19 protein-coding genes and 2 tRNA genes are annotated in these 17,445 nt (G+C 26.2%); 4 read left to right on the top strand and 17 right to left on the bottom strand.

Annotation, left to right across the window (positions count from 1 at the left end; genetic code table 11):
• Positions 1 to 435: 435 nt before the first annotated feature.
• Entirely contained in the window at positions 436 to 705 is a 270-nt protein-coding gene (locus ACTT9X_RS03300) for a methylated-DNA--[protein]-cysteine S-methyltransferase (RefSeq protein ID WP_440934261.1), read from the bottom strand.
• A gap of 305 nt (positions 706 to 1,010) precedes the next feature.
• Between ACTT9X_RS03300 and ACTT9X_RS03295 the strand changes: the two genes are divergently transcribed.
• On the top strand, positions 1,011 to 1,964 hold the full coding sequence (locus ACTT9X_RS03295) for a site-specific integrase (protein WP_440934260.1): 954 nt from the start codon (positions 1,011 to 1,013) through the stop codon (positions 1,962 to 1,964).
• Here ACTT9X_RS03295 and ACTT9X_RS03290 read toward each other — a convergent pair.
• The 7 genes from ACTT9X_RS03290 to ACTT9X_RS03260 form a co-directional block, all read right to left on the bottom strand.
• Positions 1,959 to 4,076 carry a glycosyltransferase family protein gene (locus ACTT9X_RS03290; protein WP_440934259.1) on the bottom strand — a complete coding sequence of 706 codons (2,118 nt, stop codon included), beginning with the start codon at positions 4,074 to 4,076 and terminating at the stop codon, positions 1,959 to 1,961. The two genes, ACTT9X_RS03295 and ACTT9X_RS03290, sit on opposite strands and share 6 nt — an antisense overlap.
• The gene (locus tag ACTT9X_RS03285; RefSeq protein ID WP_440934258.1) at positions 4,054 to 4,314 is read right to left on the bottom strand and encodes a GIY-YIG nuclease family protein; all 261 of its coding nucleotides are present in this window, start codon (positions 4,312 to 4,314) and stop codon (positions 4,054 to 4,056) included. The genes ACTT9X_RS03290 and ACTT9X_RS03285 overlap by 23 nt, the downstream gene beginning before the upstream one ends.
• Before the next feature lie 18 nt (positions 4,315 to 4,332).
• Positions 4,333 to 4,407: transfer RNA gene (locus ACTT9X_RS03280), tRNA-Glu, on the bottom strand.
• 44 nt (positions 4,408 to 4,451) lie between these two features.
• Entirely contained in the window at positions 4,452 to 5,399 is a 948-nt protein-coding gene (gene glpX / locus ACTT9X_RS03275; protein ID WP_440934257.1) for a class II fructose-bisphosphatase, read from the bottom strand.
• Positions 5,399 to 6,391, bottom strand: coding sequence for a putative transporter (locus ACTT9X_RS03270; protein WP_440934256.1), 993 nt, complete (start codon positions 6,389 to 6,391; stop codon positions 5,399 to 5,401). The genes glpX and ACTT9X_RS03270 overlap by 1 nt, the downstream gene beginning before the upstream one ends.
• A 3-nt stretch (positions 6,392 to 6,394) precedes the next feature.
• Positions 6,395 to 6,676 (bottom strand): ETC complex I subunit, encoded by a 282-nt coding sequence (locus ACTT9X_RS03265; protein ID WP_440934255.1) that lies wholly within the window; start codon positions 6,674 to 6,676, stop codon positions 6,395 to 6,397.
• A 6-nt stretch (positions 6,677 to 6,682) separates the two neighbouring features.
• Positions 6,683 to 6,759, bottom strand: a tRNA-Pro gene (locus ACTT9X_RS03260).
• A 94-nt stretch (positions 6,760 to 6,853) separates the two neighbouring features.
• Here ACTT9X_RS03260 and ACTT9X_RS03255 point away from each other — a divergent pair.
• Genes ACTT9X_RS03255 through ACTT9X_RS03245 form a run of 3 tightly spaced genes read left to right on the top strand, consistent with a single transcriptional unit; the run spans position 6,854 to position 9,078 of the window.
• Entirely contained in the window at positions 6,854 to 7,351 is a 498-nt protein-coding gene (locus ACTT9X_RS03255) for a zinc-ribbon domain-containing protein (protein ID WP_440934254.1), read from the top strand.
• Between the two features lie 6 nt (positions 7,352 to 7,357).
• Positions 7,358 to 8,539 carry a Na+/H+ antiporter NhaA gene (gene nhaA / locus ACTT9X_RS03250; RefSeq protein ID WP_440934253.1) on the top strand — a complete coding sequence of 394 codons (1,182 nt, stop codon included), beginning with the start codon at positions 7,358 to 7,360 and terminating at the stop codon, positions 8,537 to 8,539.
• Positions 8,536 to 9,078, top strand: a complete 543-nt coding sequence (locus ACTT9X_RS03245) for a glutathione peroxidase (protein WP_440934252.1) — start codon at positions 8,536 to 8,538, stop codon at positions 9,076 to 9,078. Before nhaA ends, ACTT9X_RS03245 begins: the two co-directional genes overlap by 4 nt.
• Here ACTT9X_RS03245 and ACTT9X_RS03240 read toward each other — a convergent pair.
• From ACTT9X_RS03240 to rarD, 9 genes are read right to left on the bottom strand one after another with little or no spacing between them, the layout of a single operon-like run.
• Positions 9,073 to 9,843 carry an MBL fold metallo-hydrolase gene (locus ACTT9X_RS03240; RefSeq protein WP_440934251.1) on the bottom strand — a complete coding sequence of 257 codons (771 nt, stop codon included), beginning with the start codon at positions 9,841 to 9,843 and terminating at the stop codon, positions 9,073 to 9,075. The genes ACTT9X_RS03245 and ACTT9X_RS03240 overlap by 6 nt on opposite strands.
• Positions 9,843 to 10,610: a TatD family hydrolase gene (locus ACTT9X_RS03235; RefSeq protein WP_440934250.1), complete on the bottom strand. Its 768-nt coding sequence runs from the start codon at positions 10,608 to 10,610 to the stop codon at positions 9,843 to 9,845. The genes ACTT9X_RS03240 and ACTT9X_RS03235 overlap by 1 nt, the downstream gene beginning before the upstream one ends.
• On the bottom strand, positions 10,603 to 12,144 hold the full coding sequence (metG, locus tag ACTT9X_RS03230) for a methionine--tRNA ligase (protein ID WP_440934249.1): 1,542 nt from the start codon (positions 12,142 to 12,144) through the stop codon (positions 10,603 to 10,605). The genes ACTT9X_RS03235 and metG overlap by 8 nt, the downstream gene beginning before the upstream one ends.
• Positions 12,137 to 13,066, bottom strand: coding sequence for an AAA family ATPase (locus tag ACTT9X_RS03225; RefSeq protein ID WP_440934248.1), 930 nt, complete (start codon positions 13,064 to 13,066; stop codon positions 12,137 to 12,139). The genes metG and ACTT9X_RS03225 overlap by 8 nt, the downstream gene beginning before the upstream one ends.
• Positions 13,063 to 13,677, bottom strand: a complete 615-nt coding sequence (tmk, locus tag ACTT9X_RS03220; RefSeq protein WP_440934247.1) for a dTMP kinase — start codon at positions 13,675 to 13,677, stop codon at positions 13,063 to 13,065. Before tmk ends, ACTT9X_RS03225 begins: the two co-directional genes overlap by 4 nt.
• Positions 13,670 to 14,821 (bottom strand): D-alanyl-D-alanine carboxypeptidase family protein, encoded by a 1,152-nt coding sequence (locus tag ACTT9X_RS03215; RefSeq protein ID WP_440934246.1) that lies wholly within the window; start codon positions 14,819 to 14,821, stop codon positions 13,670 to 13,672. Before ACTT9X_RS03215 ends, tmk begins: the two co-directional genes overlap by 8 nt.
• Positions 14,814 to 15,575 carry an SPOR domain-containing protein gene (locus tag ACTT9X_RS03210; protein WP_440934245.1) on the bottom strand — a complete coding sequence of 254 codons (762 nt, stop codon included), beginning with the start codon at positions 15,573 to 15,575 and terminating at the stop codon, positions 14,814 to 14,816. Before ACTT9X_RS03210 ends, ACTT9X_RS03215 begins: the two co-directional genes overlap by 8 nt.
• Positions 15,565 to 16,566 carry a lytic murein transglycosylase gene (locus ACTT9X_RS03205; protein ID WP_440934244.1) on the bottom strand — a complete coding sequence of 334 codons (1,002 nt, stop codon included), beginning with the start codon at positions 16,564 to 16,566 and terminating at the stop codon, positions 15,565 to 15,567. Before ACTT9X_RS03205 ends, ACTT9X_RS03210 begins: the two co-directional genes overlap by 11 nt.
• The gene (gene rarD / locus ACTT9X_RS03200) at positions 16,553 to 17,431 is read right to left on the bottom strand and encodes an EamA family transporter RarD (protein WP_440934243.1); all 879 of its coding nucleotides are present in this window, start codon (positions 17,429 to 17,431) and stop codon (positions 16,553 to 16,555) included. The genes ACTT9X_RS03205 and rarD overlap by 14 nt, the downstream gene beginning before the upstream one ends.
• Between the last annotated feature and the right edge of the window lie 14 nt (positions 17,432 to 17,445).

Genomic DNA, 17,445 nt, shown 5'->3' with positions numbered 1-17,445 from the left:
ATGTTTTATATATAGATAAATAAATACAAATCAACCAATTAATAACTGTTATTTTAAATAGATAAAGGCAAAAATAGCAATATTAATAAAGAAAATAAACCTTAATACTTAAAAGTGTTTAATACCAATGGTTTTATTACTCAATTAAACACTGAATTCAAAATTCTTAATTTAATAAGTGGGTAGGGAAACAAAAATTTTTAAAAATTCAATGATATTTGACACTAAATTTAGCCCTGGTATCATTAAAAAATAGAGCAATGCAGTTATAGAATATATGTTTTAAACAGCCATAGAGGTGCTTTATTTTGTTATATCTCGATATATAGTGCAACTGAAGGGTGAATATTACTATTCATATTAAATTAAGCTTAAATATTGAAAAAACGTTGATTTTACTAATGTTTTTGATCATAAAATATGCAAAAAAAGCCACTAAATATTAACTTTTTCAGATCTCAATAAGCGCAGTTTTGTCTTAATTCCACCTCTCCCTGAGTATCCACCAAGGCCTCCATCGGACCGAATTACTCTATGACAGGGTATTTTGGGGGCATAAGGGTTTTTTCCACATGCATTAGCTACGGCACGCGCTGATTTAGGGCTTTTTATACCTATTGCTACCTGTTTGTAGGTTTTAACAGTGCCTTTTGGTATAGTTTTAAGGTAATTCCAGACTTTTAATTGAAATTTAGTCCCTTTCATCAATAAAAATTTAAAATAATGAAGCAGACTATAAAGAAAACAGTTAAAATCGAAAGATAAATAGTTTCAAGAGTTTTTCCAGATTTTCTATAATTAATAAAGCTTAATATTGCAAAACCAAAAGATGTTATTAAGAAATATATCGGTTCAATTACTCCGTCTATGCCCATATTTAAATAATATTTCATACTTATTGTCCACACAATGTCATTAATTGTCCTTTAAGTTTATAAATTATTTTATTTGACATTATAAAATACTTGATATATTAGTAATGATAATTAAATGTTATCAATAGTAATAATATGACTGAGCTAACAACAGACTTAAAATCTCTACATGAAGCAACTCTAAATAACCTAAAAAATTCCAAGTCGAATAATACACTAAGAGCGTATAAATCTGATTTTAAAGATTTTGGAGCATTTTGTACAAAACATGGCTTAAATTCTTTACCAACTGAACCAAAAATTGTTTCATTATACATTACCCATCTCTCTAAAAATTCAAAAATAAGTACTTTGAGAAGAAGACTAGTTTCAATTAGTGTGGTTCATAAGCTAAAAGGCCATTATCTAGATACCAAACATCCAATCATCGTTGAGAATTTAATGGGAATAAGAAGAGTGAAAGGGAGCATTCAGAACGGCAAAAAACCTATTTTAATTAGTCATTTAAAATCAATTATTAATGTAATAAATGAAAAAAAAACTGAAGAAATAAAAAAATTAAGAGACAAATCACTAATCTTAATTGGATTTGGGGGAGGTTTTAGAAGATCAGAACTCATTTCAATCGATTATGAGGATTTGGAATTTTTTCCTGAAGGTCTTAAAATTAGGATTAAAAGATCAAAAACTGACCAATTTGGTGAGGGAATGGTTAAAGGACTGCCCTTCCTCACGAATAAAATTTATTGCCCTGTTTCAAATCTCGAAAAATGGTTAAAAATTTCTAAAATTAAGTCTGGACCAATTTTCAGAAGATTTTCTAAAGGTTTGTCATTAACGAATAAAAGATTAACTGATCAATCTGTTGTTTTGTTAATTAAAGAATATTTAAACTCGGCAGGTATAGAAAATAAAAATTTTTCAGGTCATAGTTTAAGATCTGGTTTTGCAACAGTAGCAGCAGATTCTGGTGCTGATGAAAGAAGTATAATGGCTATGACGGGTCACAAAACTACCCAAATGGTAAGAAGGTATATTAAAGAGGCAAATATATTTAAAAATAATGCATTGAATAAAGTAAAATTATAATAAAGATACTTTATTACCTAAGGATATATCTATAAAATATTTTGAAATTTTAGTTTCATTAAAAAGCTTAAAGTATTTTTTTTTACCATTACGAGCAATTTTGACCCTAATTCTATCATTTTTTGCATAAAATTTAATTTTATCTGCTAAATCGTTAATATTTTTATAAAAAATAATTTCATTTTTATTAAAAAAATCTTTCATTTGAACCTTCTCATCAATAAATGTAAGTAATCCATTTCCCATTATCGAAGCAATTCTATTGCTAGAATAATATTTGGTTGGTTTGCCTCTACTTAAGTTTAAGCCCATTTTTGAATTAATTAACGCATTGTTAAAGTCATTGCCCCATATTGGTTGTTTGTTTGAAAATCCATAAAAATCATATTTTATATTAGGAATTTTTTTAACTAGTTTATCAAGAAAATTTATTCTTTCATCTTCGACACCCTCTTTAAGTGTAGCTCTGTTAACTCCATGACTCATTGCATAAAATAAATCTTTTTTAGGCTTCATATTAAATACATCAAAACTCTCAATATTTTTATCTACAGGAATAAAAAAAAAGTTAAAATTCTTTCTAGAAATTTTGTTATTAAAAATTGACGGATCAGTGGTTATAAAATTATGATCAACTATGTCAGAATACATTTTAATATTTGAAATATTTTTAAGTGAATAATTTAGACTAGGCATAACAGGATCTTCATTCCATTGAGATATAATAAGATTTTTATTTATTGATTTAAATTCATTTAATGTGCTTATTTCAATATTCCTTGTATGTCCAAAAAAAATTATATCTGGATTATAGTTTTTAAAAGTGTCTATTAAAAACTTTTGAAAATTATTTTTATTTGGAATTAAACTAAAAGACTTATTGTTCCTTAGATAATCTCTATCACTAATCTCTAAAACATCATGACCGTTTCTAACAAATCCATTAGTAAATTTCTTGCCTAAAGAGATATTATAGAGTCTGTGATTAAGTTTCTGACCTTGATTATATAAATTAATTATTTTTAATTTCTTTTTAATTAAATTAACATTAAAAAAGGGAACACAACTTTCTCGAATTTGATCAATAAGCTTTGTGTTTTCACTTATTTTGTGTTTAATATTTTTTCTACCTAAAGATTGTAATAATTTTCTTTTTTTTTTATTAATAATTATTTTTTTAATCTCATCATAAAGTTCCTTTGAATTTAGATCTTTTAAAGTAATTGCACTATCAGTAGTTTCTTTTAACCCCCCCCTATTACTTATTATTGTAGCGCAACCTCTAGATGTAGCTTCTAATGATGTTCTGCCAAATGGTTCTTCCCATCTAGATGGTACTACTGCTATTTCTGATTTGTTTAAAATATTCAATGTTTTTTTATGATTAACAAATCCAAGCTCTTTATGTCTTGGATGATTAATATAAATATTTCTTCTATCCTCATCGCCTAATGAATAAGCTTTCCATTTAGGAAATTTGTCTAATATATTTAATACAGCTTCTTTAAAAATATCATAACCTTTAGAGTAATTTAATCTTCCTACAAAAATTATGTTTTTTTCTTTTTTTATTTTTTTTTGTTTATTTACACTTGGATAAACTACTTCAGTTTTAGTTTGTAATTTTTGATCTATATCATGGAAAAATCTTTCTCTAACCCATTCGCTAACAAATATTATTTTTTCGACAGTTTCTAATATTTTTAATCTTTCTTTTATAGTTTTTGATCCCTTCATTGATAGTGGATCATTATGAAAGTAAAAAATAAATTTACTTTTAATTTTGTTTTTTAATTTAAAGAGTAATTGTGGTCTATTATGAATTTCTACAATATCAAAATTGTTATTAATTAGTTCTTTTGTTAATTTTACTGCATATTCGTTTGTAGTACTTTTTAATTTGGATTTTAAATTTTTTAAACTTATGTTTTTATAATTTTTACTTAAATATTTTTTTGATTTTGTGTGACCATAAATAATATTATTTTTTTTGTATTTAGATTTTTTAAAAAATTCTGAAACCCACAATGATGCAGCAGATGCTTTATCGTATGTATAATTTTCTTTATAAGGTAAAATAGTAGCTATATTAAGATTTTTTTTTAAATTCATATAATAATCTCAATCTTTCTTTTCTATCTTTTTTTAGTTTATATTCAAATGAAAGTGCTTTTGATTTTGAATAAAATTTTTTTTTATAAATATATTCCCATTCATAACCTTTGGTAGATTTAGCTCCTAAATTTGAATTATGTTTTTGCAGCCTCATATTTAAATTATTAGTGTATCCTACATATGTTTTGGTTGGATAGCTTTCTAAAGTTTTGATTAAATATACGTAATAAACCATAAGAGCTTATTTGAATTATGGCGGTCCCTAGGGGAATCGAACCCCTCTTTCGAGGATGAAAACCACGTGTCCTAACCGATAGACGAAGGGACCAAATTGCTGCTTTTTATTGTAAAAACAATCATTAATCAAGTATATCATTTTGAATTTTGTTTAAGTTTTATTACTTTTTTAATACCTGAGGATTTATGTGTCACTAATGTCTCTGATATGAATTCGTCGCCTTGTATTTCTACCCCTTTAACTAAATCTCCAGAAGTTATACCCGTTGCACAAAAAATAGAATCACCGGTCACTATTTCATTCAATTCATATTTTTTTGTTAAATCATCTATTCCCATTTTTTTTGCCCGTATTTTATCTTCATCAGTTTTAAACAAAAATCTTCCTTGAAAATTACAATTATAGGAATCTAAAGCAGCAGCAGAAAGAACACCTTCTGGTCCACCTCCAATACCTAAAAAGATATCTACATTATATTTTTTTTCTGCAACCAATAATGCTCCCGAAACATCTCCATCAGTAATTAATTTTAGATTAACTTTTAATTTATTCAATTCATCTATAATTTCTTTATGCCTTGGCCTATTAAGAATACACGCAGTTAAATTTTCTGGATTCTTATTTAAATAATCACTTAAATTGGAAATATTTTGCTTTACTGAAAAATCCAAATCAATAACATTTTTATCATTAACTCTAGTAGAGATTTTTTCCATATAGGTTTCAGGAGCTTTAAATAAATTATTTTTTTCAGCAATTGCTATTACAGACAAAGCACCAGGTAAATTATTAGCTACAAAATTAGTTCCTTCTAAAGGGTCAACAGCTATGTCAAATTCTGGGCCATTTTTATTATTTCCAACTCTTTCTCCGATGTACAACATTGGAGCCTCGTCTAGTTCACCCTCACCTATTACTATTTCTCCCTGAATATTAATTTTATTTAATTCACTTCTCATGGAGTCTACAGCAGCTTTATCAGCAGCAATTTTATCTTTTTTTCCAATAAAAAATGAGGATGCTAAAGCTGCTTTTGAGGTAACATTTACAAATTTATCAATAAATTTCTTTTCAATTGGCATTAAGCTTTTTCATCAATTAAATCTTCTTGATTGATTTTAGACTCAAATTCTCTTAAACGCTTATATACACTTGCAAGTTCAATGATAGTTGGCCAAGCTTTTAAAATATATTGCATAGAACCCTCTACCCTTCCAAAAGCTCTTATTATTTGCTGCATTACTCCAAGAGTTACTGCACCAGCCACGATAGCAGGTGCTAGAAAAACATAAGCCGAAAGAACATTGGCTTGTAAATAAGCTATCCTACCAATATTAAAATATAAATAACGTGCATAACTTAAGAAATGAATATTTCTCACTCCATCAAATAATTCTTCAATAGTTTTAGGTCTTACTGTCCCGTCATCTTCTGCAATTACAAGTATTTTTCTATAAGCTGCCTCTTTTTTTTGGAGATCATATTCAACTCCAACTAATCTAAGGATTAAACCAAGTAAAATTAAAAAAATTGTACCTCCAATTGACCAAATTAATGCACCTACAATTAATCCATAATCCCAATCACCAAAAAAGAATATTGGTATACCCACACTTAAACCAAATAAGATAGGCATAAATTCAACAAGTATCATTAAAGCTTCAATTAAACTTGTACCAAGAGACTCCATTATTCTAGAAAATTTAATCGTATCTTCTTGAACTCTTTGTGCGGCTCCTTCTATTTTTCGTGCTTTATCATAGACACTATGATACCATTCAACCATAGCAGTTCTCCATCTGAATAAATAATGCGAAGTAAAAAAACTTACTATAACAGCTACACCTACATACATTGCAGCTAAAGTGATAAAAGATAATAAACTTGCCCAATACTCTTCTATAGTAATTGAGTTTGGAGCTCCTAGTGCTTTTTGTATCATATCATAAAATTCACCAAACCATTCATTTATCTTTACATCTATTTTAACTTGTATCCAGAGTGATGATAAAATAACAGCTGAACCAATCCATGACCAAAGAAACCAAATCTTTTGAGTGAAAAATCTAAACATTGTCTATTTTAAAAAATTATCTGCGTAAGATTTCTTTACTGTTTTTCTTTGTCTTGGTTGAAGTAATTCAAAATCGATTTTATTTTTTTTTGCATAATTAATAGCTAATTCCTTAGTTGAAAATTCAAGTCTTAATTCTGTATATGTATCTGATGAGCTTTCCCAACCCATCAAAGGATTTTTTGTTGGATCTTTTGTTTTAAATTCTAAAATCCATTTATTATTTTTTGCTAATCCAGATTGCATTGGATTTTTATTTGGAATGTAAATAATAGCTTTTTTCATAAATGATGGTCGGAGTGGCAGGATTCGAACCTGCGACCCTCTGGTCCCAAACCAGATGCGCTACCAGGCTGCGCTACACTCCGATCCGAGTACTAATACAGCAGTTATTGATAATTTCAATGTATAAAGAAGCCAAAATTAAAAGAAATTTGATTAAAATCTGTTATATAACGAAGCATGATAATTACATGTCCAAATTGTAACAAGCAATTCAAAATTGATAATTCTTTAATACCAGATGAAGGTAGAGATTTGCAATGTGGATCATGTAATCATATTTGGTTTTATAATATCCAAGAAAAAAAAAATGAAGCACTAGAGCTGAAACAGGAAATTATAAGTGAAGACATTGAAAGAAAAGCCGAAAATATAAATTATAAATTAGAGGAGAGACAACACTCAGAGGAAATAATTAAAACTGAAATAAATAACAAAAAAAAAGAAAAAAATTTTGAAAAACAAAAAAATACGTCCACACCTAAAAAAACAGAAAATAAAGGAAGTAAGTTTTTTTCTTATTTAATAGTATTTATTATATCTTTTGTAGCATTAATTTTGTTGCTAGATACTCTAAAAACTCCACTTAATAATGTGTTTCCTGGATTAGAAATTATACTATTTAACCTTTTTGAAACATTGCAAGATATTAAACTATTTATTATAGACCTTATTTAATTTTTTATGATTAATTATATATCTAAGCCTTTTAAATGGTTTTTTAAATTAGAGGCTGCGAGTGGACTTGTATTGTTGTTTGCTGCAATAATTGCTTTATTTATAAGCAATTCTGGACTAGCGGATTTTTATTTTGCTACTCTAAATAAGTATTTATTTATAGGTATTAATAATTTTGGATTAAAATTATCAGTATTGCACTGGATCAATGATGCCTTAATGGCAATTTTCTTTTTCTTTGTTACGTTAGAAATTAAAAGAGAATTTTTACAAGGGGAGCTTTCCAATATTAAACAAGCTCTTTTACCAATCATAGGTGCAGTAGGAGGTATGTTGGTTCCTGCATTATTTTATGTTTTCATAAATTTTGGGGATAGTGAAACATTAAATGGGTGGGCAATTCCATCAGCTACTGATATCGCTTTTTCTTTAGGAGTTTTATCTTTATTAGGCAAAAGAGTTCCTTTATCTTTAAAAGTATTCTTAACTGCATTAGCTATAATTGATGATTTAGGAGCAATAGTAATTATTGCCCTATTCTACTCTGGAGATCTGAGTATTAAATATTTAACATTAATGTTATTAGCATTTATTATTTTATTATTAATTAACAAATTTAATATTAAAAAGTTTCTACCTTACTTGGTTGTAGGTCTTTTCCTATGGGATTTTACACATAACTCTGGAATACACGCTACTATTGCGGGAGTTCTATTAGCAATGACAATTCCTCATAGAAAAAAAGAAAAAGATTTTTCTTTATTGATAAAAATAGAACATGCAATTAGTCCGTATGTTGCTTTTGGGATAATGCCGTTATTTGCATTTGCAAATGCCGGAGTATCTTTAGATGGTTTATCATTTGCTTCATTAATGGATAAAGTTCCTTTAGGCATTGTACTTGGACTGTTTCTAGGTAAACAACTTGGAGTATTTATATTTTCTTATATATCAATAAAATTAAAAGTAGCCCAAATGCCAAACGATACAAGTTGGTATAATTTTTATGGTGTGGGTGTACTTACTGGGATTGGTTTTACAATGAGTTTATTTGTTGGAAATTTAGCTTTTGTTGAAAACATGCAATATATGGATGGTGTAAAAATTGGGGTATTAACTGGATCGTTATTATCAACATTATTTGGTTATTTTTTAATTTTACTAACGCCAAATAAACCAAATAAATGAAAAAATTAATATTTCTATTATCTATAGTTATGTTTTTTTTTAAAACCTCAGCAACTGCAAACTACGAAAAAAAAATTTATGATTTCAGTATAGAGAGTATAACTGGTGAAATAATTAATTTTAAAGATTACAAAAATAAAGTTATTTTAGTTGTTAATACAGCAAGTTATTGTGGATTCACTAAACAATATGAAGAATTACAAGAATTGTGGGACTTGTATAAAGAAAAAGGTTTAATTGTCATTGGTGTTCCATCTAATTCATTTAATCAAGAAAAAAATAGTAATGCAGATGTAAAAGAATTTTGTGAAGTAAATTTTAATATTAACTTTCCATTAGCAACTATAACGGAAGTTAAAGGTAAAAATGCTCATGAAATTTTCAAATGGGCAAAAGAAAATCACGGAAAATCAGCAGTTCCAAAGTGGAATTTTCATAAAATTTTAATTAACAAAGAAGGCAAAATAGAAGATACATTTGCATCCATGACCAAACCTATGTCAAAAAAGTTAATTAAAATTATAGAAGATATTTTATAAATTTATACTTAATCCATCATATGCTGGAACAACATTTTTTGGCAGCATTTTTTTAAGCACTTTATAATCTAAAACTGGGGATAAATTTGTGAGAATAGCTTTTTTGGGTTTGAATTTTTTAATTATAGCTAGTGAAGACTCTAAATTAAAGTGTGAAGGATGAAAATTGTACCACAAGCAATCAATGACTAAATATTTTAGATTTTTAAAATACTTATGATCTTTGCTATAAATTTTACTTACATCACTTATATAAGCCAATTTTTTATTAACAATAAAACAATTTGATTTAACCTTACCATGATCAACCATAATTGATTGAATACTAATATTTTTATTATTATTTTTTGCAAATATTCTTTTTGGCAATTTATTAAGTTTAAGGGTTGCAGGATATTCTTTTGAATAGCTTTTAAATATATAAGAAAATGTAGAATTAAGATATTTAGAAGTATATTTATCAGCATAAACATCAAGTTGTTTTCTGCTGTTTATATAAAAAGATCTCAGATCATTTATTCCATGAGTTTGATCACCATGCATGTGTGAATATAACACTTTATTAATTTTTTTTATTTTATGTCTTAAAAGTTGTTGACGTAGATCAGGAGATGTATCTATGAGAATATTTTCATCTGTAGTTTTTATTAAAGCTGAACATCTTGTTCTATAATTTTTTTTATTTTTAGGATCACAGTTTCCAAAAAAACCATCTGGTCTTGGTACACCCATTGAACTGCCGCAGCCTAAAATAATAAATTGCATTAATTACAATTAAAAAATAGTTTATTAAAATTATCTGTGGTTTTTTTGATAAGATTTTCTTTGGATATATTTTTAATTTCAGCTAATTTTGCAGCAGTATAATCAATGAATGATGGTTCATTTTTTTTTCCTCTTTTAGGAACGGGTGCTAAAAAAGGACTATCTGTCTCAATTAAGATATTATCCATAGGAATAGATTTGAACGTATGTTGTAAATCTAATGAATTTTTAAAAGTAATTATGCCACTTGCTGAAAAGAATGAATTTAAAGTCATTAGTTTTTCCGAGAATTCTTTAGACCCAGTAAAACAATGCATCAAAATTTTAAGGTTTTCATTTTTATATTCATTTAAAATCTCAAAAGTTTCTTTTTCTGCATCTCTTGAATGAACAATTAATGGAATATTGGTTTTTATGGATGCATCTATATGTTCTTTAAAACTTGCTATCTGCTTGTCTTTTTCACTGTTATTATAATAAAAATCTAATCCAGTTTCTCCAATTCCAATAATTTTTGAGTTTTCATTGAGACTTTCAATGATCTGTTTTGAAGTGATAATATCTGTGGAGCTTTCATGAGGATGAATTCCAATAGTGCCATAAATCATATCATCTTTATTAATTAAATCTTTTACTCTAGAAAAACTTTCAAAAGAAGTTGAGATAGTAAGTAATTTTTGTATACCAACTTCTTTTGATCTTTGTATTACATTAGCTAAATCGCTTAATAATGGTTCATGATCTAGATGACAGTGTGAATCAATCATTGTTTTTCTCTATTTTTTTAAAAAGTATGTCTATTTTATGAATATTATTACCTTTTGTTAAATACTCATTATTTGAAACTGAGTCTAATTTTATGTTTTTTTCTTCAATGTCAAAGATCTTTAATGCCTTTAAAGAAGATTCAGGAATAATTGGATATAGTAAAAAACTTATTTTTCTTACAATTTCTAAAGTAGTGTAAACAATAGTATTTAATCTAATTATATTGTCTTTTTTTTTCCAAGGTTCTTGATCATTAAAATATTTATTAGCTTCAAAAAGTGAATTTACAATATAATCAATGTAATAATTAATATTTTGATTGTCAATTTCCGACCTAATATTATCTAAATTATCTTTATATTTATTTAGTATCATTAAATCTTGATCATGAAATTTTACTTCTAATGGAATTTTTCCATTACAATTTTTTATTGCAAAAGCGGTAACACGCTGACATAAATTTCCAAAATTGTTAGCTAGATCACTATTAATACAATCTTCTAGTCTTTCTTGAGATATATTTCCATCATTCCCAAAAGAAACTTCTTTGATTAAGTAGTATCTTAAAGGATCTAGACCATACTCTTTAATTATTTCAAGTGGATCAAGAATATTCCCTTTAGATTTAGACATTTTTTCTTCCCCTGATAGTATCCATCCATGTCCGTAAACTCTTTTTGGTAAATCAATTTTTGCTGCTAATAAAAAGGCAGGCCAATAAACAGCATGAAATCTGAGTATATCTTTTCCAATTAAATGTATTGAGGCTGGCCAAAATTTTTTAAATAAATCATCATTTGTATTAGGATAGTTTAATGCACTTAAATAATTTGTTAAAGCATCGAGCCATACATATATAACGTGGTTTTTATTATTTGGAACAGGTATGCCCCATGAAAAACTTTTTCTACTTACAGAAAGATCTTTAAGACCACTTTTTACAAAACTAATAACTTCATTTTTCCTAGATAATGGAGCAATAAAATCTGGATTTGCTTCGTAATAGTCTAATAACGGTTTTTCCCACTTTGAAAGTCTAAAAAAATAAGATTCTTCTTCAATCCATTCAACAGGAGATTTTGAGGATATTGCAATTTTAATTCCATCAAATTCCTCAATTTCGTCTTCGTTATAAAAGGCTTCATCAGATACTGAATACCATCCAGAATAGTTTGATAAATATATGTCATCATTTTTCTCAAGTTCATTCCAAAGATGTTGAACTGTTTTTTTATGTCTAGCTTCTGTAGTTCTAATAAAATCAGTATTTGATAAATTCAAAGTATTGGAGAGATCTCTAAAGGTTTGACTAATTTGATCACAAAATACTAAAGGTTCCTTCCCTGCCTTTTCCGCAGATCTTTGAATTTTTAATCCATGTTCGTCTGTACCAGTAAGAAAATGAACCTGATAATCGTCAATTTTTTTAAATCTCGCAAAAAAATCTGAGATAATACTTGAATATGCATGACCCATATGAGGCTTGGCTGATGGGTAGTATATAGGCGTTGTAATATAAAAAGTTTTATCCATTTAGTATTTTATCCTCAAATTCCATAAATAATGTTTCCTCATCTAAATTATAAGTTCTAGTATTATTAATTTTTCCTAAAAAATAATGGTATGACTTTAGTAAACTTATATTTTTAATAGATATATTGTTTCTAAAATAAAGTTCAATAAAGGAATAAATAATTTCAATAATTGATTTATCTTTTTTATAAATTTTATTTTTAATTAGAGTTTTTAGAGTTGAATTTAAATCAAAATTAACAATATCCAAATCATATTCCTCAGATAACTTAATTAATTTAAATAATTTTCCAGGTGTTGCATAATAATCAAATAACTTATTATTGATGATAGTATTCATGTCATTTTCTAATAATTGATTACAAATTCTAATAGACTGATCTTTTGTTAAAAAAACTTTAAAATTTAAACATCTGGATTTAAGAGTTGGTAACACTCTTTTGTTGTTGTTTATTAAAATAAAATTTATATTTTCATTAGGTTCCTCTAAAATTTTCAACAAAGCATTAATAGAATTTAAGTTTAATAATTCGATATTATCAATTAAAACAAATCTTTTTTTTTTATTAAATGAGGATTTGTTTAGATTTGTTATTAATTCCCTAATTTGATTTATATCAATATTTTTCTTTTCCTCTAAGACATCAATTAAGTAAAAATTTGGGTTAGATTTATTTAGCATAAGTTTGTATGACTTATTATCTGGATTAATTTTATTATTTTTATAATCATAGGGATGTTCTTCGTTTTCCGACAATACAAAATTGATTAAATGATATGCTAAAGTTGATTTGCCAATACCTTTTTCACCAGATAAAAGAATTTTATTAGGCAAAGTATCGTTTTTAGATAATTTGGTTAATTGATTAAAAATTTTTTTATGCTCAAATAAATTTATTTGAGTTAAGGGATTTAAATTCATTTTATTAATTTTTTAATTTGATTTATTATTAAATATTCATTTTTTTTTATATCTAAATTAGAATCTATTATTTTGTAAGATTTTTTATTTAGTTTTACTAATTTTAAAAAACCTTTTTGAACTTTATTATAAAAATTCATATCGAATTGATCATATCTATTTAATGATTTCCTTTTTTTTAATCTTTGAAATAGATTTTTTTTATTTACAACATTAAGAAAAGTAAAATTGACTTTAATTTTTTTTAATAGAAATTTATTTATTATTTTTATAATTTTTAAATCGATACCCATACCATAATGCTGATATGCAATAGTTGAGTCTACGAATCTATCAATCAAAATAATTTTTTTCTTATATGATTTTTTTATAAGATTTATATTTTCACTCCGGGCTGCTAAATATAAAAGTAAATCAGTATTAATATTAAAATTAGATTTCCTACTTAAAATTAATCTTCTTATTTTTTCAGAATTTAAGCTACCTCCTGGTTCTCTTATTTTTATATATTTTATTTTTTTTTTATCTAAAAAGTTTGAAACTTTATTAATATGATGGCTCTTACCACTGCCCTCTATACCCTCAAAAACAATGATGGGTTTTTTAGACATCACCCCAAATTAGATAATTTATTGATTTTATTAATCTTGTAAAAAAATTAACTTTTTTAATTTCTTTCGATGAAAGTAGATCATACTCACCAACAAGTTCTTGATCATAAACAACTCTTAAAGTGGCTATTTTTTGATCTTTTTTAATTGGTGCTTCGACTGGTCCATCATACTTAACAGCAACTTTTAAAAGTTTTTTTTTCGCTTTTTTGATTGTTTTATAAATATCCTCCTTTGTATATGCTTCAACACTGTTCTCTTTTCCTAACCAAACGTCAATTTTATGTAATGGTTTATTCGCTATAGCTATTTCAACGAGATCATAATTGGTAAGACCAAATGTAAGTAATTTTGTGCTTTCTCTAGATCTGGAGTTTTTTGATTTAAAGCCACTTCCCACAGCTATTAATCTTCTGCCATTTCTATCTATTGATGATGCTAAAGAATATTTTTCAACTGCTAAATAACCAGTTTTTATTCCATCTGCTCCAAGATTTTTATAAAGTAAAGGATTTCTATTTCCCTGTGTTATTGGATCACCTCCTGTTCTATCCCACGTAAATTCTTTTTCAGCAAACATTTTGTAAAATTCAGGATGTTCTTTAATTAAATACCTAGACATTTTTAAAATATCTCTAACAGTTGAGTAATTATCAGGGTCATTTATTCCTGATGAATTAGAAAAATTTGTATTATCCATCCCTAGTTCTTTTGCTTTAGCAGTCATTAAAATTGCAAATTCTTCTTCAGTGCCTGCTATGCCTTCAGCTAATGCAATACAAGCATCATTTCCAGAGGCAACAATAATACCTCTTAATAAATTTTCTACAGAAACCTGATCACCTACCATTATAAACATCGATGAGTATCCGGATGTAGATAATCTCCAGGCTCTCTCTGATATTATAAATTTTTCATCTAAACTAAGATCACCTGATTTTATTAGATCAAAAGCAATAATTGCTGTCATTATTTTTGTCATAGAGGCCGGATAAATTGAAATATCTGGCTCTTTTTCATAGAGAATTTCACCAGAATGATAATCTTGTAATATTGCAGTTCTTGCTTTTACATCAAAATTAGCTTTTGAAAAATTTACTAATGAAAAACTAAAAAAAATTACAATTAATAAAATTCTAAACATCTTTTAATATCTCTATATTTTCAAAATTTAACACTTTTATTTCATTAAATGATTTTTCTAGTTTTTTTATATCATTAAATGGACCCAATAATACCCTATATTTGGTTTTAGATAATTTCTTAATTATAGGTTTTTTTATATTTGTCTCATCTTTTATTCTATCAACCATATTTTCTGCCGAGTCTCTGTAATAAAAATCTGCGATCTTTATTGAATATAAAAATTTGTGTTTTTTTATTTTGATTTCTTTGTTTTTTTCTTCACCCAGATTATCTATTGTAATTCCGTCAACAGGAGCTTTTTCAGCTACACTTTTCTCTTCATCAAAAGTCTTTGCTTTTTTAGCTACAAATGTTGAACTTTTTGAGATTAAAGCAAGATCAATATAAGGTTCTTTGGGGTCAAGTGATAGCTCCTCAGCAATTCGTTTTGTAATTACAGAGTTATAAAAAGATGAGAAATTAACATTATTAGAGATTACTTCAGCTATGATTGACTTATCATTTACAGGATTTGTAATTTTAACAAATGAATTTTTTTTAATTTTATTATGGAAAATTAAAAGAGATCTATTATCTATTTTTTTTGATATTTTTTTTTCTTTTTTTAATTCATTATCATAAATTAAAGTAAATCCAGTATTACTATACTTTTGATCAGTAATATAAACTAAGTTTTTATTTTCTTGATCAAATTGATTACATGCAGACAAAAAAAATATAGAAATGATTAATATGAGTTTTTTAAAGTTCATTTTTAAATTTATCTTTTAATGTACAAACGGCTAAAGCAAATCGCAATGATCTATTCCATTTTAATATTATCTCATAGTTATCAAATACGACATAAGCTGGATTTAAAGTTTCGGCATCAGGTATAATATCTTTATCTGGTGTTATAATAGCAACCTTATAAGCGTTGTACTTTTTGTCTATTTGATCATTATTTTGTATAAATTTTCTAAAATATTTTAATTTTTTTTTATCATGAAGTTTTTTTGCAGAAATGTTCAAATATTTACTTGGTATATTCTCTGATAAATCAATTTTATAAAAACAAGGTTTCTCACTTTTCCAACCTATTTGATTTAAATAGTTTGATGCTGAAGCATAAGCATCATTATTATTTTTTAAATCTATATATCCGTTTCCATCATGGTCTATTGCATAATTTTTCATTGTTGATGGCATAAATTGAAAAAAACCAAAAGCACCAGCCCAAGATCCATATAACGTTTTATAATCTATTTGTTCATTTTCTATTAATCGTAAAAGTGTCAATAATTCATTTGTAAAAAATTCTGATCTTCTTTTATCAAAACTTAAAGTTGCCAAAGAGGACAAAATATCCATTTTACCAACATACGTCCCAAAATTAGTTTCTATTCCCATTAAAGCTAACAGTAACTCTCTTTCTATATTAAATTCGTTTTCAACAGTATTTATTAAAGTAGAATTTTTTTCATAGAATTTTTTTCCTAACGAGACTTTTTTTGAAGATGTTCTTTTTGAAATATAAGTTTTAGTATCTTCGTAAAATTCAGGTTGAAACCTGTCATATTTTATTACATCTGATAAAAATTTAGTATCGGACATAACTCTATCAAATGTTTTTTCTGAAATATTGTTTTCTAAAGCTATTTTTTTAAAATTTAATTTCCAATTTTCAAATTCTTTATTGATATCAGCAAATGAATAATTAATAGAAATAAAAATAAAAAATAAAAAAAAATTAACTAGTTTCATGTAAATCCTTCAAATATATAATTACAGCAATCCAAATAAAAATAAAACTAACTAATTTTGTTATTGAAAAAGGCTCGTTGTAATAAAAAAAACCTAATAAAAACTGAAAAGTAGGAGTAATATAAAATATCATGCCAGTCGGTCCTAAACCACAGAGTTCAACTCCTCTAACATATAAAAATAAAGGTATGACAGTCATAGGTCCAGCAAGATAAATAAATAGCATCATTGGTGGATCAGACAATTGAAAATCATTATATCCTTTGCTTGCTATAAAATAAAAAGCTAACATTGCAAATGGCAAAATAAATAAACTCTCTATAAGAAGACCTACATCAGTATCAACATTAATTTTTTTTCTAACTAGATTGTAAAACCCCCAACTTAAAGCAACAATTAAACCAACCCAAGGTAATGATTTAATGCTTATAATTATTAAAAAAACGATAGATAGAATAACTAACAGAATTGAAAAGACTCTTTTTTTATTAAGTTTCTCTTTAAAAAAAATATAACCAAGCATTACGCTTAAAATGGGCATAATAAAATAACCAAAACTGGCATCTATAATTCTATTTGTAGCTATAGCATAAATCCACACACCCCAATTTATAAAAATTAAAAAACCTGAGATAAATAAATAAAATAAATTTGATTTATTTTTTACAATTTTAAAAAAAATATTCCATTTAGAGAAAAAAAAGGTAGTCAGAATTAAAGTAAAGGCTGTCCATAAGCATCTATGAACAACTAATTCAATATGGCCAATATAAGCTATATATTTAAAATAAATTACACCAAAAAACCCCCACCAAAAAGATCCAAACCCAGCAAGTAATAAGCCTTTGTTAAATTCTTTGTTCATAGGAAACCGTGGTG

Source organism: Candidatus Pelagibacter sp. (assembly GCF_052049855.1).
Lineage (GTDB): Bacteria > Pseudomonadota > Alphaproteobacteria > Pelagibacterales > Pelagibacteraceae > Pelagibacter.
This window is presented reverse-complemented; position numbering and strand designations above follow the sequence as displayed.

Excerpts from the sequence above, each read along its gene's own strand:
- ACTT9X_RS03225 (WP_440934248.1), bottom strand. The coding sequence starts at position 13,066 with ATGAATTTAAATCCCTTAACTCAAATAAATTTATTTGAGCATAAAAAA.
- tmk (WP_440934247.1), bottom strand. The coding sequence starts at position 13,677 with ATGTCTAAAAAACCCATCATTGTTTTTGAGGGTATAGAGGGCAGTGGT.
- rarD (WP_440934243.1), bottom strand. The coding sequence starts at position 17,431 with ATGAACAAAGAATTTAACAAAGGCTTATTACTTGCTGGGTTTGGATCT.
- ACTT9X_RS03205 (WP_440934244.1), bottom strand. The coding sequence starts at position 16,566 with ATGAAACTAGTTAATTTTTTTTTATTTTTTATTTTTATTTCTATTAAT.
- ACTT9X_RS03290 (WP_440934259.1), bottom strand. The coding sequence starts at position 4,076 with ATGAATTTAAAAAAAAATCTTAATATAGCTACTATTTTACCTTATAAA.
- ACTT9X_RS03285 (WP_440934258.1), bottom strand. The coding sequence starts at position 4,314 with ATGGTTTATTACGTATATTTAATCAAAACTTTAGAAAGCTATCCAACC.
- nhaA (WP_440934253.1), top strand. The coding sequence starts at position 7,358 with ATGATTAATTATATATCTAAGCCTTTTAAATGGTTTTTTAAATTAGAG.
- ACTT9X_RS03245 (WP_440934252.1), top strand. The coding sequence starts at position 8,536 with ATGAAAAAATTAATATTTCTATTATCTATAGTTATGTTTTTTTTTAAA.
- ACTT9X_RS03270 (WP_440934256.1), bottom strand. The coding sequence starts at position 6,391 with ATGTTTAGATTTTTCACTCAAAAGATTTGGTTTCTTTGGTCATGGATT.
- ACTT9X_RS03265 (WP_440934255.1), bottom strand. The coding sequence starts at position 6,676 with ATGAAAAAAGCTATTATTTACATTCCAAATAAAAATCCAATGCAATCT.
- ACTT9X_RS03215 (WP_440934246.1), bottom strand. The coding sequence starts at position 14,821 with ATGTTTAGAATTTTATTAATTGTAATTTTTTTTAGTTTTTCATTAGTA.
- ACTT9X_RS03240 (WP_440934251.1), bottom strand. The coding sequence starts at position 9,843 with ATGCAATTTATTATTTTAGGCTGCGGCAGTTCAATGGGTGTACCAAGA.
- ACTT9X_RS03255 (WP_440934254.1), top strand. The coding sequence starts at position 6,854 with ATGATAATTACATGTCCAAATTGTAACAAGCAATTCAAAATTGATAAT.
- glpX (WP_440934257.1), bottom strand. The coding sequence starts at position 5,399 with ATGCCAATTGAAAAGAAATTTATTGATAAATTTGTAAATGTTACCTCA.
- ACTT9X_RS03210 (WP_440934245.1), bottom strand. The coding sequence starts at position 15,575 with ATGAACTTTAAAAAACTCATATTAATCATTTCTATATTTTTTTTGTCT.
- metG (WP_440934249.1), bottom strand. The coding sequence starts at position 12,144 with ATGGATAAAACTTTTTATATTACAACGCCTATATACTACCCATCAGCC.
- ACTT9X_RS03295 (WP_440934260.1), top strand. The coding sequence starts at position 1,011 with ATGACTGAGCTAACAACAGACTTAAAATCTCTACATGAAGCAACTCTA.
- ACTT9X_RS03300 (WP_440934261.1), bottom strand. The coding sequence starts at position 705 with ATGAAAGGGACTAAATTTCAATTAAAAGTCTGGAATTACCTTAAAACT.
- ACTT9X_RS03235 (WP_440934250.1), bottom strand. The coding sequence starts at position 10,610 with ATGATTGATTCACACTGTCATCTAGATCATGAACCATTATTAAGCGAT.